This window comes from Alteromonas sp. R7 (genome assembly GCF_055755235.1).
Genome location: NZ_JBVTQX010000004.1, coordinates 260,357 through 277,403, shown reverse-complemented (window position 1 = coordinate 277,403; position 17,047 = coordinate 260,357). Strand labels below are relative to the sequence as shown.

The following is a 17,047-nucleotide window of genomic DNA, read 5'->3' as shown; positions in this document are numbered from 1 at the left end:
TTATGTCTGCATTTGATTCAGCAGCATTTCTTAAGAATCTAACCTCTCAACCTGGCGTGTACCGCATGTACAATAGTCAGGAAGAGGTTATTTACGTAGGAAAAGCCAAAAACCTTAAAAAGCGTGTATCAAGCTATTTTCGTAGTAATCTTGATAACGCCAAAACGCGTTCGCTAGTTAGTCAGATTGCGAACATGGATGTCACGGTTGTAAACAGCGAAACCGAAGCGTTCTTGCTTGAGAACAACTTCATCAAGAAATACAAACCGCGTTACAACGTGGTCATGCGTGACGACAAGTCTTATCCCTTTATCTTCTTATCCGACCACGAACATCCAAGGCTTTCTTTCCATCGCGGCCCTCAAAAGAAAAAGGGCGAATACTTTGGCCCATACCCCAGTGCGTGGTCGGTGCGAGAAAGCTTGCGTTCAATGCAGCGAATCTTCCCCGTGCGTCAGTGCGAAGATAGCTATTACCGAGCACGCAGCAGACCTTGTCTTCAGTATCAGATGCAGCGCTGCAGTGCGCCGTGTGTAGAAGGCTATGTGAGCGATGAAGAATATAAAGAGCAGGTCAATTTTGCACGCTTGTTCTTGAAAGGTAAAAACCAGCAGGTCATTGGTGGGCTGGTGGAAAAGATGGAAGCAGCCAGCGAGGCACTCAACTTTGAAGCTGCTGCCCGTTACCGCGATCAGATTAATGCACTAAGAAAAGTTCAAGAACGACAGTGGGTTGCCGGTACTCAAGACGAAATGGATGTGTTTGGGTTTGCGTTCAAAGGCAATATGGCGTGTATTCAGGTAATGTTTATTCGTGAAGGGCAGTTGTTAGGCAGCAAGGCCTATTTTCCCAAAGTACCCAACACTGCCGATGAACAAGAAGTTTTTGAATCTTTCTTCCTACAGTTCTATCTGGCGGGTAACAAAGTTATTCCCAAGCAGATAGTACTTAGCAATACATTAACTGACGAAGACGCGATAGCAGATGTACTAGCCAGTGAAGCGGGACACAAGGTCCAGTTCTTCAAAGGGGCGAGGGAAGAGAAGCGCAAGTACCTGCAGCTGGCGCAGTCAAATGCGCAAACTGCGTTAGATGCTCAATACAGTCAGCAAAAGTCTGTGTTTGCACGCTATCTCGACTTAGAAGCGGCACTGGAAGTTGATACGCCTATTCAACGCATGGAGTGTTTTGATATATCACATACGTCTGGCCAGCAAACGGTGGCTTCGTGCGTAGTATTTAATCGTGAAGGTCCGCACAAAAGTGACTATCGCCGATACAATATAGAAGGCATTACCCCAGGTGATGACTACGCGGCCATGGCACAGGCGTTAAAACGTCGCTACAAGTCAGTGAAAGAAGTGCAAAAAATACCTGACCTTCTATTAATAGACGGTGGTAAAGGACAGCTTGCCCAAGCAGAAGCGTTTTTTGAAGATTGGCCCCATGATAAAAAGCCTATGCTATTAGGCGTGGCAAAAGGCACCACCCGTAAGCCTGGCTTAGAAACACTAATACTGGCAGGTAGCCATCAGGTTCTGCCGATGGACAGCCATTCGCCAGGGCTTCACCTAATTCAGCATATTCGCGATGAATCTCACCGATTTGCCATTACTGGGCACCGCAACCGACGCCAGAAAGTTAAAACCACATCGAGTTTGGAAAGCATACCTGGTATTGGTGCTAAACGCAGACAAACACTGCTTAAATTCATGGGGGGATTGCAGGGTCTTAAGAAAGCCAGCAAAGATGAAATTTCAAATGTACCTGGTATAAGCCCTGAACTGGCGGAAACTATTTACGACCACCTTCATCAATAAATGAATGAGTAACAAGCAATGCATTACAAATTAAGGTAATGTGTTACAAAAATGAAAGATGCAGAGCTTATACGCTACCGCGCTAAAACGCCCATAGAGGCATAACACCGAGACGTACTTTTTATGTGGACTGTTCCAAACTGTATTACTTTATTCCGAGTAATCCTTATTCCTGTATTTGTAGTTGTTTATTTTCTTGATTGGCGCTGGGCGCACGAGGCAGGCGCATTTATTTTTTGGCTTGCGGCAATAACGGACTGGTTTGACGGCTATCTAGCAAGAAAACTACAGCAGTCTACACCCTTTGGTGCATTCTTAGATCCTGTAGCAGACAAGCTCATTGTGGGCGCTGCTCTTCTTATGATTACTCATAGTTATGCAAACCTGTGGATCACGTTGCCATCTATTGCGCTATTGGTTCGTGAAATTTATGTGTCGGCGTTACGTGAATGGATGGGTTCGAATGGTGTAAGGGATGCGGTTAAAGTGTCTTTTATAGGTAAAGCAAAAACCACTGCGCAAATGTTAGCCTTAATTGGCTTGTTGTCGGGATTAGAAACCTTTATGGGCATAACTATTTATTGGGTTTCTTTAGGTTATATTCTTTTATATTTCTCAGCAGTGCTGTCAATTTGGTCAATGTTTGTTTATACAAAAGCGGCCTGGCCACACCTTCGAAGTGGCGCAGTAAAGTGAAATTGAACGTACATTAATCAAAGTGAATAAAAAAATAGCAAACGATCATAAAAAACCGCATTTATCTCAATTTAAACGCTTTTTTGTGTTGACAGTTTTGAATGGGTAGGTAGAATGCACCCCACATTTCGAGAGGACATCAACCAAACGAAATGGTCGATTAAGACATGCGGGAATAGCTCAGTTGGTAGAGCACGACCTTGCCAAGGTCGGGGTCGCGAGTTCGAATCTCGTTTCCCGCTCCAATCTCTTAGAGATGAGTTTTAATCACGCGCCAGACGCATCTGGCGGAATGGCAGAATGGCTATGCAGCGGATTGCAAATCCGTCTATCTCGGTTCGACTCCGGGTTCCGCCTCCAAACGCTGCAACGCAGCATCAGGTTCTACGCCTGACACCTTTGCTGAAAAGCAACCCGATGCCCGGGTGGTGAAATTGGTAGACACAAGGGATTTAAAATCCCTCGCTGGTAACAGCGTGCCGGTTCAAGTCCGGCCCCGGGCACCATTTATCTACTCCCAAACATTCCAACTTTTAATCAAAAAATTGATAAGATATTTACGCTCTTTTATCACAAATTACTATGGTAAAATCCGTAAAAATTTTGGCAAAGACGTACTATCTTGAATTCTGTTATGTCACTTCGTTTAGACGAGTTATCTCGTGCTGAACGTCCATTTCACGCTCGTGGGAGTAAAGTAGTTCGCTGCGACGCATGTCTGCTTCCAACGCAAAACTGTATTTGTGAATTTAAGCCTGAGGCTGGCACTGATGTGGCGGTTTTGTTCTTGATGTACAAAGGCGAATATTATAAGCCTACTAATACCGGTCGTTTAATTGCGGACGTGGTTAAAGATAACCACGCATTTTTGTGGAAGCGCACCGAGCCAGAAGAGGCGCTATTGGCGTTACTTCGCAACGAAAAATATTTTCCTATCGTGGTATTTCCACACGAATATGCTGCAGCTGAACGTTGTATTGATACGCCACCATTGAATACTGGGAAAACGTTACTATTTATTTTCTTGGATGGAACGTGGCGTGAAGCAAAAAAAATGTTCGTGAAAAGCCCTTACTTGCATGACTTTCCTGTGTTGGGCGTGAGTATGGACGTAGCGTCAGATTATTTACTACGCGAATCTACACATGATTTCCAACACTGTACTGCTGAAGTTGGTATTAGCGTTTTAGACCTTGCAGAACAGAAGCAAGGGGCGCAAACCTTAGCGCATTATTTCAGTGTGTTTAGACGGGAATATTTAAAAGGTAAGCCGCATTTGCAGCATAAGCTTGCGTTTGCAGAGTCGCAGGTTAAAAGTAACATTTAAAAAGCGTCACTTTTATTTGCGAAAGTATTGTTTTACATCCACTATTTCATATTAACAAAACACGGAGAAAGCGAATGGCATCAGTTACTTTTCAAGGCAATACAGTTACGACAAAGGGTCAGCTTCCTGAAGTAGGCACATCTGCACCAGACTTTACATTAGTGAAAGCAGATTTGGGTGAAGTAACACTGTCTGAGCTTGCAGGAAAAAATGTGGTATTAAACATTTTCCCTTCTATCGATACGGGAACATGTGCAATGTCTGTCCGTAAATTCAACGAAGAAGCGGCAAAATTGGATAACACTACAGTTATCTGTGTATCGGCAGATCTTCCGTTTGCAGCGGGTCGCTTCTGTGGTGCTGAAGGTATTGAAAATGTACTTACAGGCTCGACTTTCCGCTCAAGCTTTGGTGATGACTATGGTGTAACCTTTGAATCAGCGCCGCTTACTGGGCTGCTGTCTCGTTCAGTAGTGGTTATCGATGCCGAAGGCAAAGTGGTCTACACAGAGCAAGTTGCAGAAACAACAGAAGAGCCGAATTACGACGCGGCTATCGCAGCTCTTAGCTAAGTAGATCCGCAACATAGGTTAGTTGGTTAGCTAACTATGTGATGTGTTTGAATACGTACCGATTTGTTTTATCGGGGTATTACAGGGCACTCACTGATGTGGGTGCCTTTTAGGAGAATGTAATGGCATCGGTATTGCTCTCAGTTGGTGAATTAGCCAATGTAATGCAACAAAAGCCGGTAACGCTTGTACGAGCGTTAATGGACGACCCCGTTTCAAAAACACCAGATACGCGCACGGCAATGGTTTTACCTGCGTCAGTCGACTTTGACTTAGATAGTGAAGGTAGCGATCACACTACAGGTCTCCCTCACAGTATGCCTTCTGCAAATGACCTTGCAATTTATCTTGGTAATCAGGGTATAACAGCGAATACACCTATTACGGTATACGATACCCGTGGAATATATTCTGCGCCAAGAGTGTGGTGGATGTTAAAAGCGTTGGGCCACCAAGATGTTTATATATTGAATGGCGGACAGCCTGCATGGGAAAAAGCAGCGCTGCCGGTTTCAGAACAACAACAATACGGAAAATTAACCTATCAAGCTACACCTAGGCCTGGTTGGTTCGCAAATTCCGGTGCAGTTCTTCAGGCAATAAATACTGAAGCACAACTTGTTGATGCGCGTAGCGCGCCGCGATTCAAAGGAGAAGTGTCAGAGCCTCGTGAAGGAGTACGTTCAGGTCATATGCCTGGAGCGTTTAATATTCCTTTTGACACCTTACTCAAAAGCGGGCATTTTTTGCCAGTTGATCATCTTAAGGCTATTTTTGACCGCGCTAATATCGATTTACGCAAACCTATTATTTGTACGTGTGGTTCTGGCGTTACCGCCTGCATAATTGGTGTGGCGGCATTATTGTGCGGCGCTACTCAGGTTTCAGTATACGATGGCTCTTGGTCAGAGTGGGGCGCTGATACTCAATATCCTGTGGTCAAAGATATGTAAAGAGTCGCGGCTTTTAACGAAGTAAATATACAACATGCTAATCGTATAATTAGCGCTATAACTACAGAGTAAGAACAACCTGATGCCATCTGATCAATCTCTACCCAATATTGTTATTCTTACCGGTGCGGGTATTTCCGCTGAATCTGGATTAAAGACATTTCGGGATAATGACGGCCTTTGGGAAAATCATCGCGTAGAAGAGGTGGCCACCCCAGAGGCTTTTGAACAAAACCCTAGCTTAGTTTATCGCTTTTACAACGCTCGACGTGCGCAGTTACAGCAAGACGACGTGAATCCTAATGCAGCGCATGAGGCGCTGGCCAAACTTGAGAAAGCGTTCGGTAGCAACCTGATGTTGGTTACTCAAAATGTGGATGACTTGCATGAGCGCGGTGGAAGCCAGTCTGTTTACCATATGCATGGCAAGCTGCTATCTGCGCGCTGCGCTATAAGCCAGCAGACTTTTGACTGGAGTGATAGTTTTGATCACACCACTAAATGCCCGTGTTGCAACAGAGTAACCTTACGACCGGATATCGTGTGGTTTGGTGAAATGCCCATGTACATGGAAGAGATTTACGATGCGCTTTCAAAGGCTGATGTGTTTATTGCCATTGGCACATCAGGTAATGTCTATCCTGCCGCGGGTTTTGTTCAGATCGCTAAAGAAAGTGGCGCACACACCATAGAGGCAAATTTGGCGCCGGGCGTAACTAATGCATTGTTCGATGAATCGCTAACAGGCCCTGCTTCTCACATCGTCCCACAATGGGTTGATCAATTAATGTCAAAGTACGCGCTGTAGGAGGCGCATAACATGCAGTATATGAATGAGTTTCTTACCATTGCGTTGGTACACCTTGTGGCTGTTGCTAGCCCAGGGCCAGATTTCGCGGTGGTTGTTCGAAACAGCGTGGCCTATGGCAGACGTATCGCCATGTACACCAGTATAGGGATTGGCTTAGCTATATTACTGCATGTGGCTTACTCGTTAGTGGGGCTTAGTGTGGTTATTGCTACTACTCCATGGTTATTCACCACATTTAGCTATGCCGCCGCAGCTTATTTATTGTACCTTGCGTTTGGTGCGCTTAGAAGCGGGCCTGTAAAGCAGGACCAGGCAGTTAACGCTGAAAAGAAAACATCCCACATATCTGCAAAGCGCGCAGTTTGGATGGGCTTTCTCACAAATGGACTAAACCCAAAAGCAACGCTATTTTTCCTCTCATTGTTTACTGCAATTATTAGTATTGATACTCCATTTACAGTGAAACTTGGCTACGGTATCTATTTAGCTATAGCTACTGGACTGTGGTTCTGTTTTCTTTCATACCTTTTGAGCACCAGTAAAGTAGCTGAGCTTATTGGTAAAAAAGGGTATTGGTTAGACCGTGCGATGGGGGTGCTACTCGTCGGTTTAGCTGCGAAATTAGTACTAGGTTAACGTTTGTTTACCTTACAAACAGGCATTTGTTTTTGTGAATTGGTATAATCGCGCCGATTTTTCATAAAGATAAGAGAGTTGTGTGAAAGACGTAAACCAAGACCGCCTGAACAATACGTTGTCTAAACAGTATCAATTTGATACCAAAGGTCTATTGCGCCGCGCTGCCGGTTTAACAAAGGCAAACTTTTCATCATTGCTGCAGGGAAGTGTTGTTCTATTTTTGACGTTTGTCGTGTTAGGTGTATTTGCTCAGCAGTACATCACAATAAATGACGATGGGACCTATGTATTCGAGCATCAGTCTATCATAGAAATTGTTGCAATCTGCATCGTTGCCCCGCTGTTGACGGGGTTGTATATGATGGGCGTTTTTGTTGCCCGCGGCACTAAAACTTCAGTATTTACCGTATTCCAGTTTTTCCCCTTGATATTTTTGCTGGCGCTAACTCAGCTAGTGAACAGTATTCTTGTTCAACTAGGTATGATGTTGCTTATTATACCCGGCGTTTATTTTTATTTAGCCTCGTCCTTTTCACTTATGTTGGTTGCTGACAGAAAGTTAACGCCAATTAGCGCGATCATCCTGTCGTGTCGTGTATTTAATGCATACTGGGCTCAAATCGCCAGCATATTTGGTGTGTTCTTTTTACTGTTTGTGTCGGTGCCATTAACGCTGGGCTTTTCACTTATTTGGGTATTACCTTTTTATTTTAGTATGATGGGCTTGCTCTATCAGGAACTGATTGGCGAGCAGGGAGTAAGCACGGAAGCATCTGAAAACGATGTGAATGAGTCTAGCTTCGATGCATAAGCGTGAAACCTTTAAAATTGTCCTCATTACGTTAGGCGTATTGGCGGTAATCGTCATTAACGCCATAATTTTTACTGAGGACGAACCGGATATTTTAGATATACCGCAAACGGTTGAAGCTAAAAAGCCGGTGCCTAACTTCTCTGCCTATACAGATGTAAAAGAGAAGAAAGAGGCATTTTTTAACTATTTACGTCCCGAAATAGAGAAGCAGAATGCGTATCTACTCACGCTAAGACATTACGTACAAACCTTATATAGAAAGGCGTTAGCTAACGAGACGCTCTCTGAAGAAGATATGGCAAGGCTTGAATGGTTAGAAGAGGAATATCGAGTTAAGCCAACGCAGCCGCTAAAATCAAAATTGCTAGCTTTGCTACAAAAGATTGATGTTCTACCAGCCGAACTCGTGCTCGTGCAAGCCGCGAATGAGTCAGCTTGGGGCACCAGCCGGTTCGCAAGAAAGGGCTATAACTTCTTTGGCTTATGGTGTTTCTCTAAGGGGTGTGGTTTTGTTCCTAACCGTCGAAACGATGGGGCATCTCATGAAGTTGCTAAATTCGACAGTTTGTCGCGTGCAACGTACACCTACATGCGAAATTTAAACCGCCACGACGCGTATGCGGATTTAAGAGAGATCCGCAGTCGACTGCGTGCAAACCAAATTCCTATTACTGGTGTTGCGTTAGCTGAAGGGCTAATGAACTATTCTGAGCGAGGAGCCGCTTATGTTGAAGAGCTTCAAACTATGATCCTATTTAACGAGGAGTTTTTATCCGAATGATACGCGCTGCTTTATTTTTTGCTTCATCTCTGTTTATTGGTGTAGGCAGTTCTTCCGTTGCTGCTGAAACGATAGATGTTGAGTACAGCCGTTTCTATAGCCATGTTAAAAAGCTGGATAATGAAGATACCCAAGCACTTCAGTTTGCATTCGGGTTTGTTCGTGTTGGCGAAGGGCGTTTATGTGAAGTTAACGGAGCGTCTATCGTAACCGATAAGAAAACAATGCCCTTAGAAGTGAGTGGTGAAGGGCGATTCACGGTGCCTACTGAAAAGGCCCTGAAACTTGCCAACGCACTGGTTCGCATCGATTTAAACGAACGCGCGAACGTGTGTGATATGTCGGTACAACTTGAAACCAAGCCGGAATATCTTAAGCAGTATTACACAAAAGACGACCTTACGTTTTTGTATGGTCAGTACGAAGCTTTCTTTAATGAAATGGGAAGCTTTTTGTCTTTCATGATGCCTTCGGTAAAGGGCTTGATGATTCAGTTTGATGACAAGAATTTAGATTTCATTACACCACAAGGTGTGCAAATCAATAACGGCGTATTGCATCTAGAACAAGATTGGATCAACGACGCAAAAGGCTTAACACTGCCTCATGCGCCGCTACGTGTTACCGCTATGGCTTCAAGCTAAATGCATATTTGGGATTAGGTAAGAAGCTGATACCTTATTTGCTCTGCTAAACGCGCGATTGTCTCTTCGCCCTTCGCGCATAGCTCTTCGGCTCTATGGAATTCCATAATACCCACGTCGGTAAGCTGAGGCTCAATAAGAATGTCAGGCGGATCGCCAGCCAAACGTGAACGTGTGACGCGAGCTTGAAGTATCTCAAGTGAACTGCTCATCACGCTCATAATTCCAGGCGGGTTCCGCTTGTTCACTTTAGCGGGGACTTCGGTCAACTCTTCTTCCACTTTTTCAATCACATCAGAAGCAATGCCTTCTTCAGTCTTTACATTGCCAGCCGAGACGCTGTCTTTTTCGTCTTTTTTCTCTAGGGCTTTTTCTTCTTTGTTGTCAGGGGAAAACCATTGCCGTAGTACGTTTTGACTCTTTGTAAAAAAGTCCTCAGTTTTGCGCTGGTTTTCTTCATGATCTTGTCTCAACTTTTCAAGACGAAGTGGTCGGAAATCGGCGTTAAGGTTAACCGCGATTACAAAATCGGCTCCTAATTGGCGACATAAGTTCACCGGTACAGGGTTTACAACGGCACCGTCTACCAACCAACGATCACCGTGTGCTACGGGCGCGAAAAGTGCGGGAATAGCGCAGGATGCTTGAATGGTGTCTCCAATAGGACCAGAGTTAAACACCACTTCACGGCCTGTATAAAGGTCGGTAGCTACAGCCGCAAACGGCTTAAGCATGTCTTCATAAGTCGATTCACAAAACTCGCTTGCTAGCTTGTCGAAAACCTTCTGTCCGCTGGCAATGCCGCCGCGTCTAAGTCCTACACCCATAAGAGCAAGTACCTGCCAGTCGCTGAGGGAACAGGCCCACTCTTTCAATCCTTCCAGCTTGCCACTTGCGTAGGCAGCACCAACATAGGCACCAATAGAGCATCCCGCTACAACGTCAATTTTTACGCCGAGTTTTTCTAATGCTTCAATTATGCCAATGTGAGTCCAGCCCCTTGCGGCACCGGCACCTAGCGCAAGTCCGATTTTCATTTACTTAGGTTCCATAATGTTTATTACTTCAATAGTATTATCTTCATCACTGAAGTCCGTACTATTTTCTGTAGTGAAAGAAGGTTCATCGAACCCGATATCACCGTCTTCTACCGGGCCTTCTTGTGTAGCTATAGCTTTAAAATCATAAAGGTTGCTGTCGATTAAGTGTGAAGGCGCTACGTTTTGAAGCGCACGGAACATCGACTCTATACGACCTGGGAAGCGACGGTTCCAGTCTTGAAGCATAGCCTTTATGTTTTGGCGCTGTAGGTTTTCTTGTGAGCCACAAAGGTTACACGGAATAATCGGAAATTCAGCGGCCTGAGAATATTTCTCGATGTCTTTTTCTGTGCAGTACGCCAATGGACGAATAACGATGTGTTCACCGTTGTCGCTGACTAGCTTTGGCGGCATAGACTTAAGCTTGCCACCATGAAACATATTGAGGAAAAACGTTTCTAGCATGTCGTCGCGGTGATGACCTAATGCAATTTTAGTCGCACCTAACTCTTTTGCCGTGCGGTACAGAATACCACGGCGCAAGCGAGAACAGAGAGAGCAAGTCGTCTTTCCCTCTGGAATTTTGTCTTTAACAATAGAGTAGGTGTCTTCTTCTACAATTTTGTAGTCAACGCCAATGCTTTCTAGATATTCAGGCAAGATATGTTCTGGGAAACCAGGCTGCTTTTGGTCAAGATTAACCGCAACGATATCAAAGTGAATAGGCGCAATCTTCTTTAAAAACAATAAAATATCTAGCATGGTGTAGCTGTCTTTACCGCCAGATAAACACACCATTACTTTGTCGTTGTTTTCAATCATACCGAAATCGCCAATGGCTTTACCCACATTGCGGCGAAGTCGTTTCTGAAGTTTGTTGAAGTTGTACTTTTGCTTACTTTGCGCAGCATTTAATGGCGACGCGTCAGCACTGTTTGTGCCTAAACTCATAATTAACTAGCTTGGTTTGTGATAAAGCCACCATTATACATTAAAGCGGCTTTTCGAGACCATGCTTGTGAAGTTAAATTTGTTGGTGACATACCGTGTTGGCCGCTAAGTAACGGCAAACACGGGCTATGCGGTACTGATGAAAAGACTACACCGACAACGGCGACACAAATCCATCTGGCTTAATAGCAAGCACATCGCAATTGAGTTCGTCGATCACGTGTTCTGCAGTGTTACCAATTAGGGCCGCTGAAATGCCCACACGGCCAACGGTACCAATAACAACCAGCTCTGCATCCAGTCTTTTTGCCACTTGCGGGATAACTTTTTCCGGAAGGCCTTCTCTTACTACGCATTTGTTTTCAGGAATACCGTACTTTAACGCGTGACTACGCATTTCTTTTAAATGATGATTTTTTACCGCGTCGTGATAGGTATCGGGGTCGAACTCAGGTACTTCTATGGCGATATTAAGTGGTGTAGAAGGGTAACTGTTGACCAAATTTACGCTACCTTTCAATAAAGAGGCGTAGTCGTTAGCAATGAGGGTGAGCTTATCGTTAAGTGCGGCATGCTCATCGTCTTCACTGCCTACGTTTACTGCAGCAATAATCTCTCCTCCTTCTGGCCAGTCGTGCTCTTTAACGAGCAATACTGGGCGAGGGCATTTACGCATTAAATGCCAGTCGGTGGGGGTGAAAATAACAGAAGCAAGATCGTCGTGCTTTTTGGTTGCCTTTACCACTAAATCTATCTGATTGTTTAGGGTGTAGTAAATAATCGACTCATACGCACGATTATTCCATTCTACAACGATATCAGTTTCAGTGAATCCTTGTTCTCTTAAGTGGGTGGCAAGCCATTTTGCATGCTCCTTTGTAACTGCATCGCGCATTGACTCGCGCTCATCCGGGCTAAGCATGGTCGTCATATCATAAGATAAGTCGTATACCACCATCATTGCGGTAACTGAAGCGCCTGTTTTTGAAGCGAGTTCATAAGCTCGGCTTAGTGCAGGTTGGTTATCGCGCTCGGCATCTACCACGGCCAGAATTCGTTTACACTCAATCATAACGTCCCCCTAACTACGAAACTTAGTAGCGGCTGTCGAAATCGAAGCTTTCTAATACTAACTATAAACGACATTGGGAAAAACGTAAGTTGTTTTAGATCAAGAATTTTACGAGGCGACCATGAGTGAACCTACCTAATTGAATATGGAGCAACCGGCGTGGCGCTGAAAGGGAAGATAGGTGGCTAACACAGGTTACAAAAAAGCGCGCTTAGTGCGCGCCTTATTTAACACTTAAAAAGGACTAACCGCAGACAACGCTAGGGCCGTTAAGCGCCGCTAGTTTGGTGTTTAGCCTATCGAAATCCAAAATAGTAATAAGCCTGCCGTCTACTTTTATGATGTTGTCTTTTTGAAAACGGCTTAACAGACGACTAATCGTTTCAATCGTTAATCCTAAATAGTTTCCAATTTCGTTGCGCGTCATGGTTAAGTGGAATTCTCTATGGGAAAAGCCACGCTCTTCAAAGCGTTGCGACAGGTGTGAGATGAAATACAGTAAGCGCTCTTCTGCAGTTCGCTTGTTTAAAAGCATGATCATGTCGTGATCTTGTTTTATCTCAGCGCTCATGAAGCTCATGATCTGGTGGCGTAGCTTTGGAAATTGCACTGACATTTCGTCGAGGGTCTCGTAGGGAAGCTCACACACCATGGCAGTTTCTAACGCAGAAGTATAGCTTTGGTGTTTGTTCTCTCTTAGTGCATCGAAACCGATAATATCACCAGGAAAGTGGAAGCCGGTAATCTGTTCTTCACCTTCGGTATTAGTCACAAATGATTTGAATGAACCGGTTCTCACTGCAAATAGAGAACGGAATTTATCACCAGTTTGAATCAGCGTGTCACCTTTATGAAGCGGCTTCTTGCGTTCAATAATATCGTCAAGAGATTCGATTTCTGTTTTGTTTAACGCCACCGGTAAACACAGGTGACTGAAACTACAGTTTTGACAGTGAATAGAAAATTGGCTTCCTTTGCTCATAATGCACGCTCTCTAAAAGAATACCCGACAATAATACACCCATTTTTAAACGATTGCGCCATGAATAAGATAAGATGCATATATTGCCATTATTACTGCAATAATTTGTCTAAAATGGTTATGCTGAAAACTTCGAACAATATATTGGCTACCAGCGCTTGCAGCGAGCAAGGTGGGTAATGTACCCAAACCGAAGAAGAACATAATAGCAGCGCCTTCTAGCGCGTTACCCGCCGCGAGAGACCAGGTAAGTGTGGAATACACCAAACCGCAAGGAAGCCAACCCCAAATAAAACCATAAGGCAACGCACTTAAAGGGGTCTTAAATGGCAAAAAGCGTTTTGAAAGCGGCTGGACTTTGGAAAATAGGCCTTTACCCGCATTTTCCAGCACTGTTAAGCCAGTCCACCACTTACCCAAATAACACGCCAGTAGAAGCAACATGATTCCGCTAAGTAGGGAAAGGGCATAGTTGGCAAGAGGTATATAATCTGCTGCAATTTTTCCAAGTGCCCCGGTTATTGCTCCGGCGATGGTGTAGCTCACTATACGTCCCATGTTATAGGCAAGGGTATAGGGTAGTGCTGAAGCGCCTTTAGGGGATACCATCCTTAGCGCAGCGACAATTCCACCGCACATTCCCACACAGTGAACTCCACCGGCTAAGCCGATAAGAAAGGCAGAGAAGTAGTTAATCCCTTCCATGTGGCGCTTGGCTTTTGTCTACTTTACTGTCTTGAAGTTGCTTGCGTTGCTCAGCTAGCTTTTTTTCTTCTGGCGGAAGATCATCGTCAAACAGTATGCTATACCCTTGGCGATCCAAATCTTCAAATTGATTGGTTTTCACCGCCCAAAAGAATATCACGATAGCGACGGCAACAATGATGATGGCGATTGGAATTAATACGTAAATAATACTCATGCTATTTGCTCAAAAGTCGCGTTGAGTTTGTGACCACAATGATACTGCTTAACGACATACCAACAACAGCCATCCACGGTGAAAGTAGGCCTGATACGGCGAAAGGTAAGATCAAAACGTTGTAACCTACCGACCAGCCGATATTTTGCCTTATTTTTTGCTTCACTTGATGCGCAGTTCGAATAAGCTCTGGTACAGAAAGCAGCTGATCTCCAAGCAGTATCACGTCGGCGGCAGTTTTAGCCACGTCTGTGGCATTACCCACTGCAATTGCCACATCAGCGCTGGCAAGAACTGGAGCGTCGTTGATACCGTCACCCATCATCATCACTTTCGCGCCAGATTGCTGCATAGCTTGAACGGCTTCGTACTTTTGCTCAGGTGTTAGGCCACCTTTAGCGGTCGAAATTGGCAATGGTGCGGTAAGCGCATTAACGTTTTGCTGTGTATCACCACTTAAAACGGCGAGGGTATGGCTTGCAGCTAATATATCGAGAGTTTCTTGCGCATCTTCTCTTAGTGAATCCTTTACTTCATACGCCGCCATAATACGCCCCTTAACCGTGAGAAACACGTTAGCTGAAGGGAACGCTTCAATGAGTTTTAGCTGTGATTCGTGAACGCTGAATGCTGCAGATCCCATAGAAAACAACGTGTCATTGATCTCACCGCTGATACCACCTCCTGGCGTAACGGTAAAATTAGTCACTTTGTGTACCGTGTTATCGATGGCGTCAGCACTACCGCTAAAGGCTATATCGTCGCTAAAGGCTTTGGCAATCGGATGTTCAGAGCGTGACTCCAAAGCGCGCGCAATTGATAGCGCACTATTACTATCCACGCCGTCAGCGTACCAGGCATTTGAAATAGTAAATTTGCCTTTTGTGAGCGTGCCGGTTTTGTCTAAAGCGATGGTGTCAATGTCAGTAATTTGTTCTAGCGCATCGGCCCGTTTTAGTAAAATACCTTGTCGGTTTAACTTTGCCATAGCGCAGGTTAACGCTGATGGCGTAGCCAACCCTAGTGCGCAAGGGCAGGTTGCAACCAGCACCGATATGGTGATCCAAAATGCCTCGTCGCTACCCTGATACGCCCAAAAGCCATAGGTTAACGCCGAAATCAGCAATACCGCGGTAACGAAATAGCGAGAAAAATTATCGGCTATCTGCGCTGCTTTAGGCTTACTCGCCATCGCACTTGCTTGCAGTCGTACAATTTGATTTACCAGCGCATTTTTAAGGGTCTGCGTAACCGTAATGGTTAGCGTACCATCTTGACAAACCGTGCCGCCGTAAACCGGGCTACTGTTCGACTTACGCACGGGGTTAAACTCGCCGGTAAGCATTGATTCGTCAACCGCTGCGTTGCCGTCGGTTACCACCCCATCAATGGGGACTGTTTCACCAGGCTTCACCAGTACTACGTCATCAATTTTTAGCTGCTTAGCCAGACACTCGGTTAGGCTGCCATCCGGATTTAGTTTGGTCGCTGATACGGGCACATACTGCATCATATTGGCAGAGATCTGTGCGGCGCGATGACGACTGCGATGTTCTAAGAATCGGCTAAGTAACAGCAGAAAAATAAACATACAGATGGATTCGAAATACACTTCACCTTGCTCTAATACTGTAGAGCGAATTCCAGCGATGTAAGTACCGAATATGGCGAGCGTAACGGGTACGTCCATATTAACCGTTTTGGCGCTTAGCGCTTTAGCGGCGCCCACATAAAAGGTGCTGCCTGAATACAGCACCACTGGTGTAGTAAGCGTAAGGGCAACCCAATAAAAATATTGGCGGGTCTCTAACTCAATGGCGCCGAACCAATCAAAATAAAGCCCAGTCATCAGCATCATAACCTGCATGGTCATAATGCCTGCTAGGCCAAGCTTTTTTAGAAAGGTCTTCTGTTCGCGTTTATAACTGGCTTCGTGTTCGTCGGGGTGAAATGGTGACCCAACATAACCAATGCGTTTTAGCGTAGATAGAATTTGGCTAAGCTTAATTTGAAACGGTGACCAAGTGACTAAAGCGCGGCGCTCTTGTACATTCACCGCGACTTGCTTTATTCCTTCAACTTTTGACAACTGCTTTTCGATAAGCCAGCCACACGCAGCGCATGTAATACCTTCAAGGGTCAACTGAATCTGTTTGTCCTGACCTTCTTCAAACACGAACTCTTCTTGAAGGGAAGGGTCGTCATAGACTTTTAGCTTATCTAACGTTTCTAAAATACTGTCGTCAGATTTTTGCGCCGGTTCGGTTCTAAACTGGTAATAGTCTTCAAGGCCGTTGTTAACGATCGCTTCAGCTACCGCTAAGCAGCCAGGGCAACACATGTCTCGTTGTTGCCCTAAAATGACAGTAGTAAATTTCCCATTGTCTGGACTCGCTATAGGCAAGCCGCAATGGTAACAGTCGTGCTTCGTCATTATGGATTGAATTTCATTTTGCCAGTGTGGGGCAGATAGACCGTGTTTTGAATTTTCCAGCTATCATCAATCGGCGTCAGCGATATGCGCCATTTACCGTCAAGGTTTTCTTCAATAAAGCCGCGATAAATACCGTTAGCGTCGCGACTCAATAAAACGCTAACATCGCGCTCTTCTAGCGTTACGTGATAGAAACTTAATTTAACCGCGTTACCTTCTTGAGGAATCCCCGAATGAAATTGCAGCGCTATGCTTCCATCTTCAATGGTTAAATCAGTGGTGATATTCATGCGGCGGGCTATGGCTTCTTTGTCCAGACGGGCATTAATTGCTTTTCCTTCTTTGTAGTAGTCGTCTACCACCAAGCTATCTTCGGTAGAAATAGCAAGGTTTAATAACACGCCACCCATGATGAGGGTAATGATAGGAACGGCAATTAAAAACCAGGGCCAGAACTCTTTATACCAGGGTCTATTCATCGAAATCTTTTCTCGTATTTACTTCACTAACAACATATTTATTTTTACTTCCCCAACTACACGTAAAGCCGGCAAATAATGATAAATATAGTGTTGGCGAGACATGTTAA

Annotated in this window: 18 protein-coding genes and 3 tRNA genes; 13 read left to right on the top strand and 8 right to left on the bottom strand. The window is 44.8% G+C overall.

All coding sequences use genetic code 11. From position 1 onward, the window contains the following. Window positions 1-2 precede the first annotated feature (2 nt). The 13 genes from uvrC to AC0J2X_RS08800 all read left to right on the top strand — a co-directional run bounded on the left by uvrC (window position 3) and on the right by AC0J2X_RS08800 (window position 9,057). Window positions 3-1,820, top strand: coding sequence for an excinuclease ABC subunit UvrC (gene uvrC, locus AC0J2X_RS08860; protein WP_039227661.1), 1,818 nt, complete (start codon window positions 3-5; stop codon window positions 1,818-1,820). 123 nt (window positions 1,821-1,943) lie between these two features. After that, window positions 1,944-2,516, top strand: a complete 573-nt coding sequence (pgsA, locus tag AC0J2X_RS08855) for a CDP-diacylglycerol--glycerol-3-phosphate 3-phosphatidyltransferase (protein ID WP_014949608.1) — start codon at window positions 1,944-1,946, stop codon at window positions 2,514-2,516. 169 nt (window positions 2,517-2,685) lie between these two features. After that, window positions 2,686-2,761, top strand: a tRNA-Gly gene (locus tag AC0J2X_RS08850). 41 nt (window positions 2,762-2,802) lie between these two features. Continuing rightward, a tRNA-Cys gene (locus AC0J2X_RS08845) sits at window positions 2,803-2,876 on the top strand. A 59-nt stretch (window positions 2,877-2,935) separates the two neighbouring features. Further along, window positions 2,936-3,022: transfer RNA gene (locus tag AC0J2X_RS08840), tRNA-Leu, on the top strand. Between the two features lie 128 nt (window positions 3,023-3,150). After that, on the top strand, window positions 3,151-3,843 hold the full coding sequence (locus AC0J2X_RS08835) for a tRNA-uridine aminocarboxypropyltransferase (RefSeq protein ID WP_014976631.1): 693 nt from the start codon (window positions 3,151-3,153) through the stop codon (window positions 3,841-3,843). 74 nt (window positions 3,844-3,917) lie between these two features. Further along, window positions 3,918-4,415 carry a thiol peroxidase gene (gene tpx, locus AC0J2X_RS08830; RefSeq protein WP_014949606.1) on the top strand — a complete coding sequence of 166 codons (498 nt, stop codon included), beginning with the start codon at window positions 3,918-3,920 and terminating at the stop codon, window positions 4,413-4,415. A gap of 122 nt (window positions 4,416-4,537) precedes the next feature. Then, a complete protein-coding gene (locus tag AC0J2X_RS08825; RefSeq protein ID WP_075177962.1) occupies window positions 4,538-5,368 on the top strand; it encodes a sulfurtransferase in 831 nt (276 codons plus the stop codon). Between the two features lie 82 nt (window positions 5,369-5,450). Continuing rightward, on the top strand, window positions 5,451-6,176 hold the full coding sequence (cobB, locus tag AC0J2X_RS08820) for a Sir2 family NAD+-dependent deacetylase (protein WP_187446478.1): 726 nt from the start codon (window positions 5,451-5,453) through the stop codon (window positions 6,174-6,176). Window positions 6,177-6,188: 12 nt separating this feature from the next. Continuing rightward, window positions 6,189-6,815, top strand: a complete 627-nt coding sequence (locus tag AC0J2X_RS08815; RefSeq protein WP_014949603.1) for a LysE family translocator — start codon at window positions 6,189-6,191, stop codon at window positions 6,813-6,815. An 82-nt stretch (window positions 6,816-6,897) separates the two neighbouring features. Then, window positions 6,898-7,629, top strand: coding sequence for a YciC family protein (locus tag AC0J2X_RS08810; RefSeq protein WP_014949602.1), 732 nt, complete (start codon window positions 6,898-6,900; stop codon window positions 7,627-7,629). Beyond that, window positions 7,622-8,413, top strand: coding sequence for a glucosaminidase domain-containing protein (locus tag AC0J2X_RS08805; RefSeq protein WP_014949601.1), 792 nt, complete (start codon window positions 7,622-7,624; stop codon window positions 8,411-8,413). Before AC0J2X_RS08810 ends, AC0J2X_RS08805 begins: the two co-directional genes overlap by 8 nt. Next, complete coding sequence (locus AC0J2X_RS08800) at window positions 8,410-9,057, top strand: DUF2987 domain-containing protein (RefSeq protein ID WP_014976627.1); 648 nt, start codon at window positions 8,410-8,412, stop codon at window positions 9,055-9,057. Before AC0J2X_RS08805 ends, AC0J2X_RS08800 begins: the two co-directional genes overlap by 4 nt. A 14-nt stretch (window positions 9,058-9,071) precedes the next feature. Here AC0J2X_RS08800 and AC0J2X_RS08795 read toward each other — a convergent pair whose 3' ends face one another. The 8 genes from AC0J2X_RS08795 to AC0J2X_RS08760 form a co-directional block, all read right to left on the bottom strand. After that, window positions 9,072-10,094: a patatin-like phospholipase family protein gene (locus tag AC0J2X_RS08795; RefSeq protein ID WP_014979378.1), complete on the bottom strand. Its 1,023-nt coding sequence runs from the start codon at window positions 10,092-10,094 to the stop codon at window positions 9,072-9,074. Next, complete coding sequence (gene ttcA, locus AC0J2X_RS08790; RefSeq protein ID WP_014949598.1) at window positions 10,095-11,048, bottom strand: tRNA 2-thiocytidine(32) synthetase TtcA; 954 nt, start codon at window positions 11,046-11,048, stop codon at window positions 10,095-10,097. Window positions 11,049-11,196: 148 nt separating this feature from the next. Then, window positions 11,197-12,120 carry a universal stress protein UspE gene (uspE, locus tag AC0J2X_RS08785; protein WP_239240714.1) on the bottom strand — a complete coding sequence of 308 codons (924 nt, stop codon included), beginning with the start codon at window positions 12,118-12,120 and terminating at the stop codon, window positions 11,197-11,199. A 244-nt stretch (window positions 12,121-12,364) separates the two neighbouring features. Next, window positions 12,365-13,102 carry a fumarate/nitrate reduction transcriptional regulator Fnr gene (gene fnr, locus AC0J2X_RS08780; RefSeq protein WP_472995953.1) on the bottom strand — a complete coding sequence of 246 codons (738 nt, stop codon included), beginning with the start codon at window positions 13,100-13,102 and terminating at the stop codon, window positions 12,365-12,367. Window positions 13,103-13,147: 45 nt separating this feature from the next. Further along, window positions 13,148-13,807, bottom strand: a complete 660-nt coding sequence (locus AC0J2X_RS08775; RefSeq protein ID WP_472995952.1) for a sulfite exporter TauE/SafE family protein — start codon at window positions 13,805-13,807, stop codon at window positions 13,148-13,150. Continuing rightward, window positions 13,794-14,024 (bottom strand): cbb3-type cytochrome oxidase assembly protein CcoS, encoded by a 231-nt coding sequence (gene ccoS, locus AC0J2X_RS08770; RefSeq protein ID WP_014949594.1) that lies wholly within the window; start codon window positions 14,022-14,024, stop codon window positions 13,794-13,796. Before ccoS ends, AC0J2X_RS08775 begins: the two co-directional genes overlap by 14 nt. Window position 14,025: 1 nt before the next feature. Continuing rightward, window positions 14,026-16,458 carry a heavy metal translocating P-type ATPase gene (locus tag AC0J2X_RS08765; protein ID WP_472995951.1) on the bottom strand — a complete coding sequence of 811 codons (2,433 nt, stop codon included), beginning with the start codon at window positions 16,456-16,458 and terminating at the stop codon, window positions 14,026-14,028. Beyond that, entirely contained in the window at window positions 16,458-16,937 is a 480-nt protein-coding gene (locus tag AC0J2X_RS08760) for a FixH family protein (RefSeq protein WP_039227668.1), read from the bottom strand. Before AC0J2X_RS08760 ends, AC0J2X_RS08765 begins: the two co-directional genes overlap by 1 nt. Window positions 16,938-17,047: the final 110 nt, after the last annotated feature.

Bases quoted from the DNA above. Each gene is read 5' to 3' on its own strand.
- uvrC (WP_039227661.1), top strand. From the start codon at position 3: ATGTCTGCATTTGATTCAGCAGCATTTCTTAAGAATCTAACCTCTCAA.
- pgsA (WP_014949608.1), top strand. From the start codon at position 1,944: ATGTGGACTGTTCCAAACTGTATTACTTTATTCCGAGTAATCCTTATT.
- AC0J2X_RS08835 (WP_014976631.1), top strand. From the start codon at position 3,151: ATGTCACTTCGTTTAGACGAGTTATCTCGTGCTGAACGTCCATTTCAC.
- tpx (WP_014949606.1), top strand. From the start codon at position 3,918: ATGGCATCAGTTACTTTTCAAGGCAATACAGTTACGACAAAGGGTCAG.
- AC0J2X_RS08825 (WP_075177962.1), top strand. From the start codon at position 4,538: ATGGCATCGGTATTGCTCTCAGTTGGTGAATTAGCCAATGTAATGCAA.
- cobB (WP_187446478.1), top strand. From the start codon at position 5,451: ATGCCATCTGATCAATCTCTACCCAATATTGTTATTCTTACCGGTGCG.
- AC0J2X_RS08815 (WP_014949603.1), top strand. From the start codon at position 6,189: ATGCAGTATATGAATGAGTTTCTTACCATTGCGTTGGTACACCTTGTG.
- AC0J2X_RS08805 (WP_014949601.1), top strand. From the start codon at position 7,622: ATGCATAAGCGTGAAACCTTTAAAATTGTCCTCATTACGTTAGGCGTA.
- AC0J2X_RS08800 (WP_014976627.1), top strand. From the start codon at position 8,410: ATGATACGCGCTGCTTTATTTTTTGCTTCATCTCTGTTTATTGGTGTA.
- AC0J2X_RS08795 (WP_014979378.1), bottom strand. From the start codon at position 10,094: ATGAAAATCGGACTTGCGCTAGGTGCCGGTGCCGCAAGGGGCTGGACT.
- ttcA (WP_014949598.1), bottom strand. From the start codon at position 11,048: ATGAGTTTAGGCACAAACAGTGCTGACGCGTCGCCATTAAATGCTGCG.
- uspE (WP_239240714.1), bottom strand. From the start codon at position 12,120: ATGATTGAGTGTAAACGAATTCTGGCCGTGGTAGATGCCGAGCGCGAT.
- fnr (WP_472995953.1), bottom strand. From the start codon at position 13,102: ATGAGCAAAGGAAGCCAATTTTCTATTCACTGTCAAAACTGTAGTTTC.
- AC0J2X_RS08775 (WP_472995952.1), bottom strand. From the start codon at position 13,807: ATGGAAGGGATTAACTACTTCTCTGCCTTTCTTATCGGCTTAGCCGGT.
- ccoS (WP_014949594.1), bottom strand. From the start codon at position 14,024: ATGAGTATTATTTACGTATTAATTCCAATCGCCATCATCATTGTTGCC.
- AC0J2X_RS08765 (WP_472995951.1), bottom strand. From the start codon at position 16,458: ATGACGAAGCACGACTGTTACCATTGCGGCTTGCCTATAGCGAGTCCA.
- AC0J2X_RS08760 (WP_039227668.1), bottom strand. From the start codon at position 16,937: ATGAATAGACCCTGGTATAAAGAGTTCTGGCCCTGGTTTTTAATTGCC.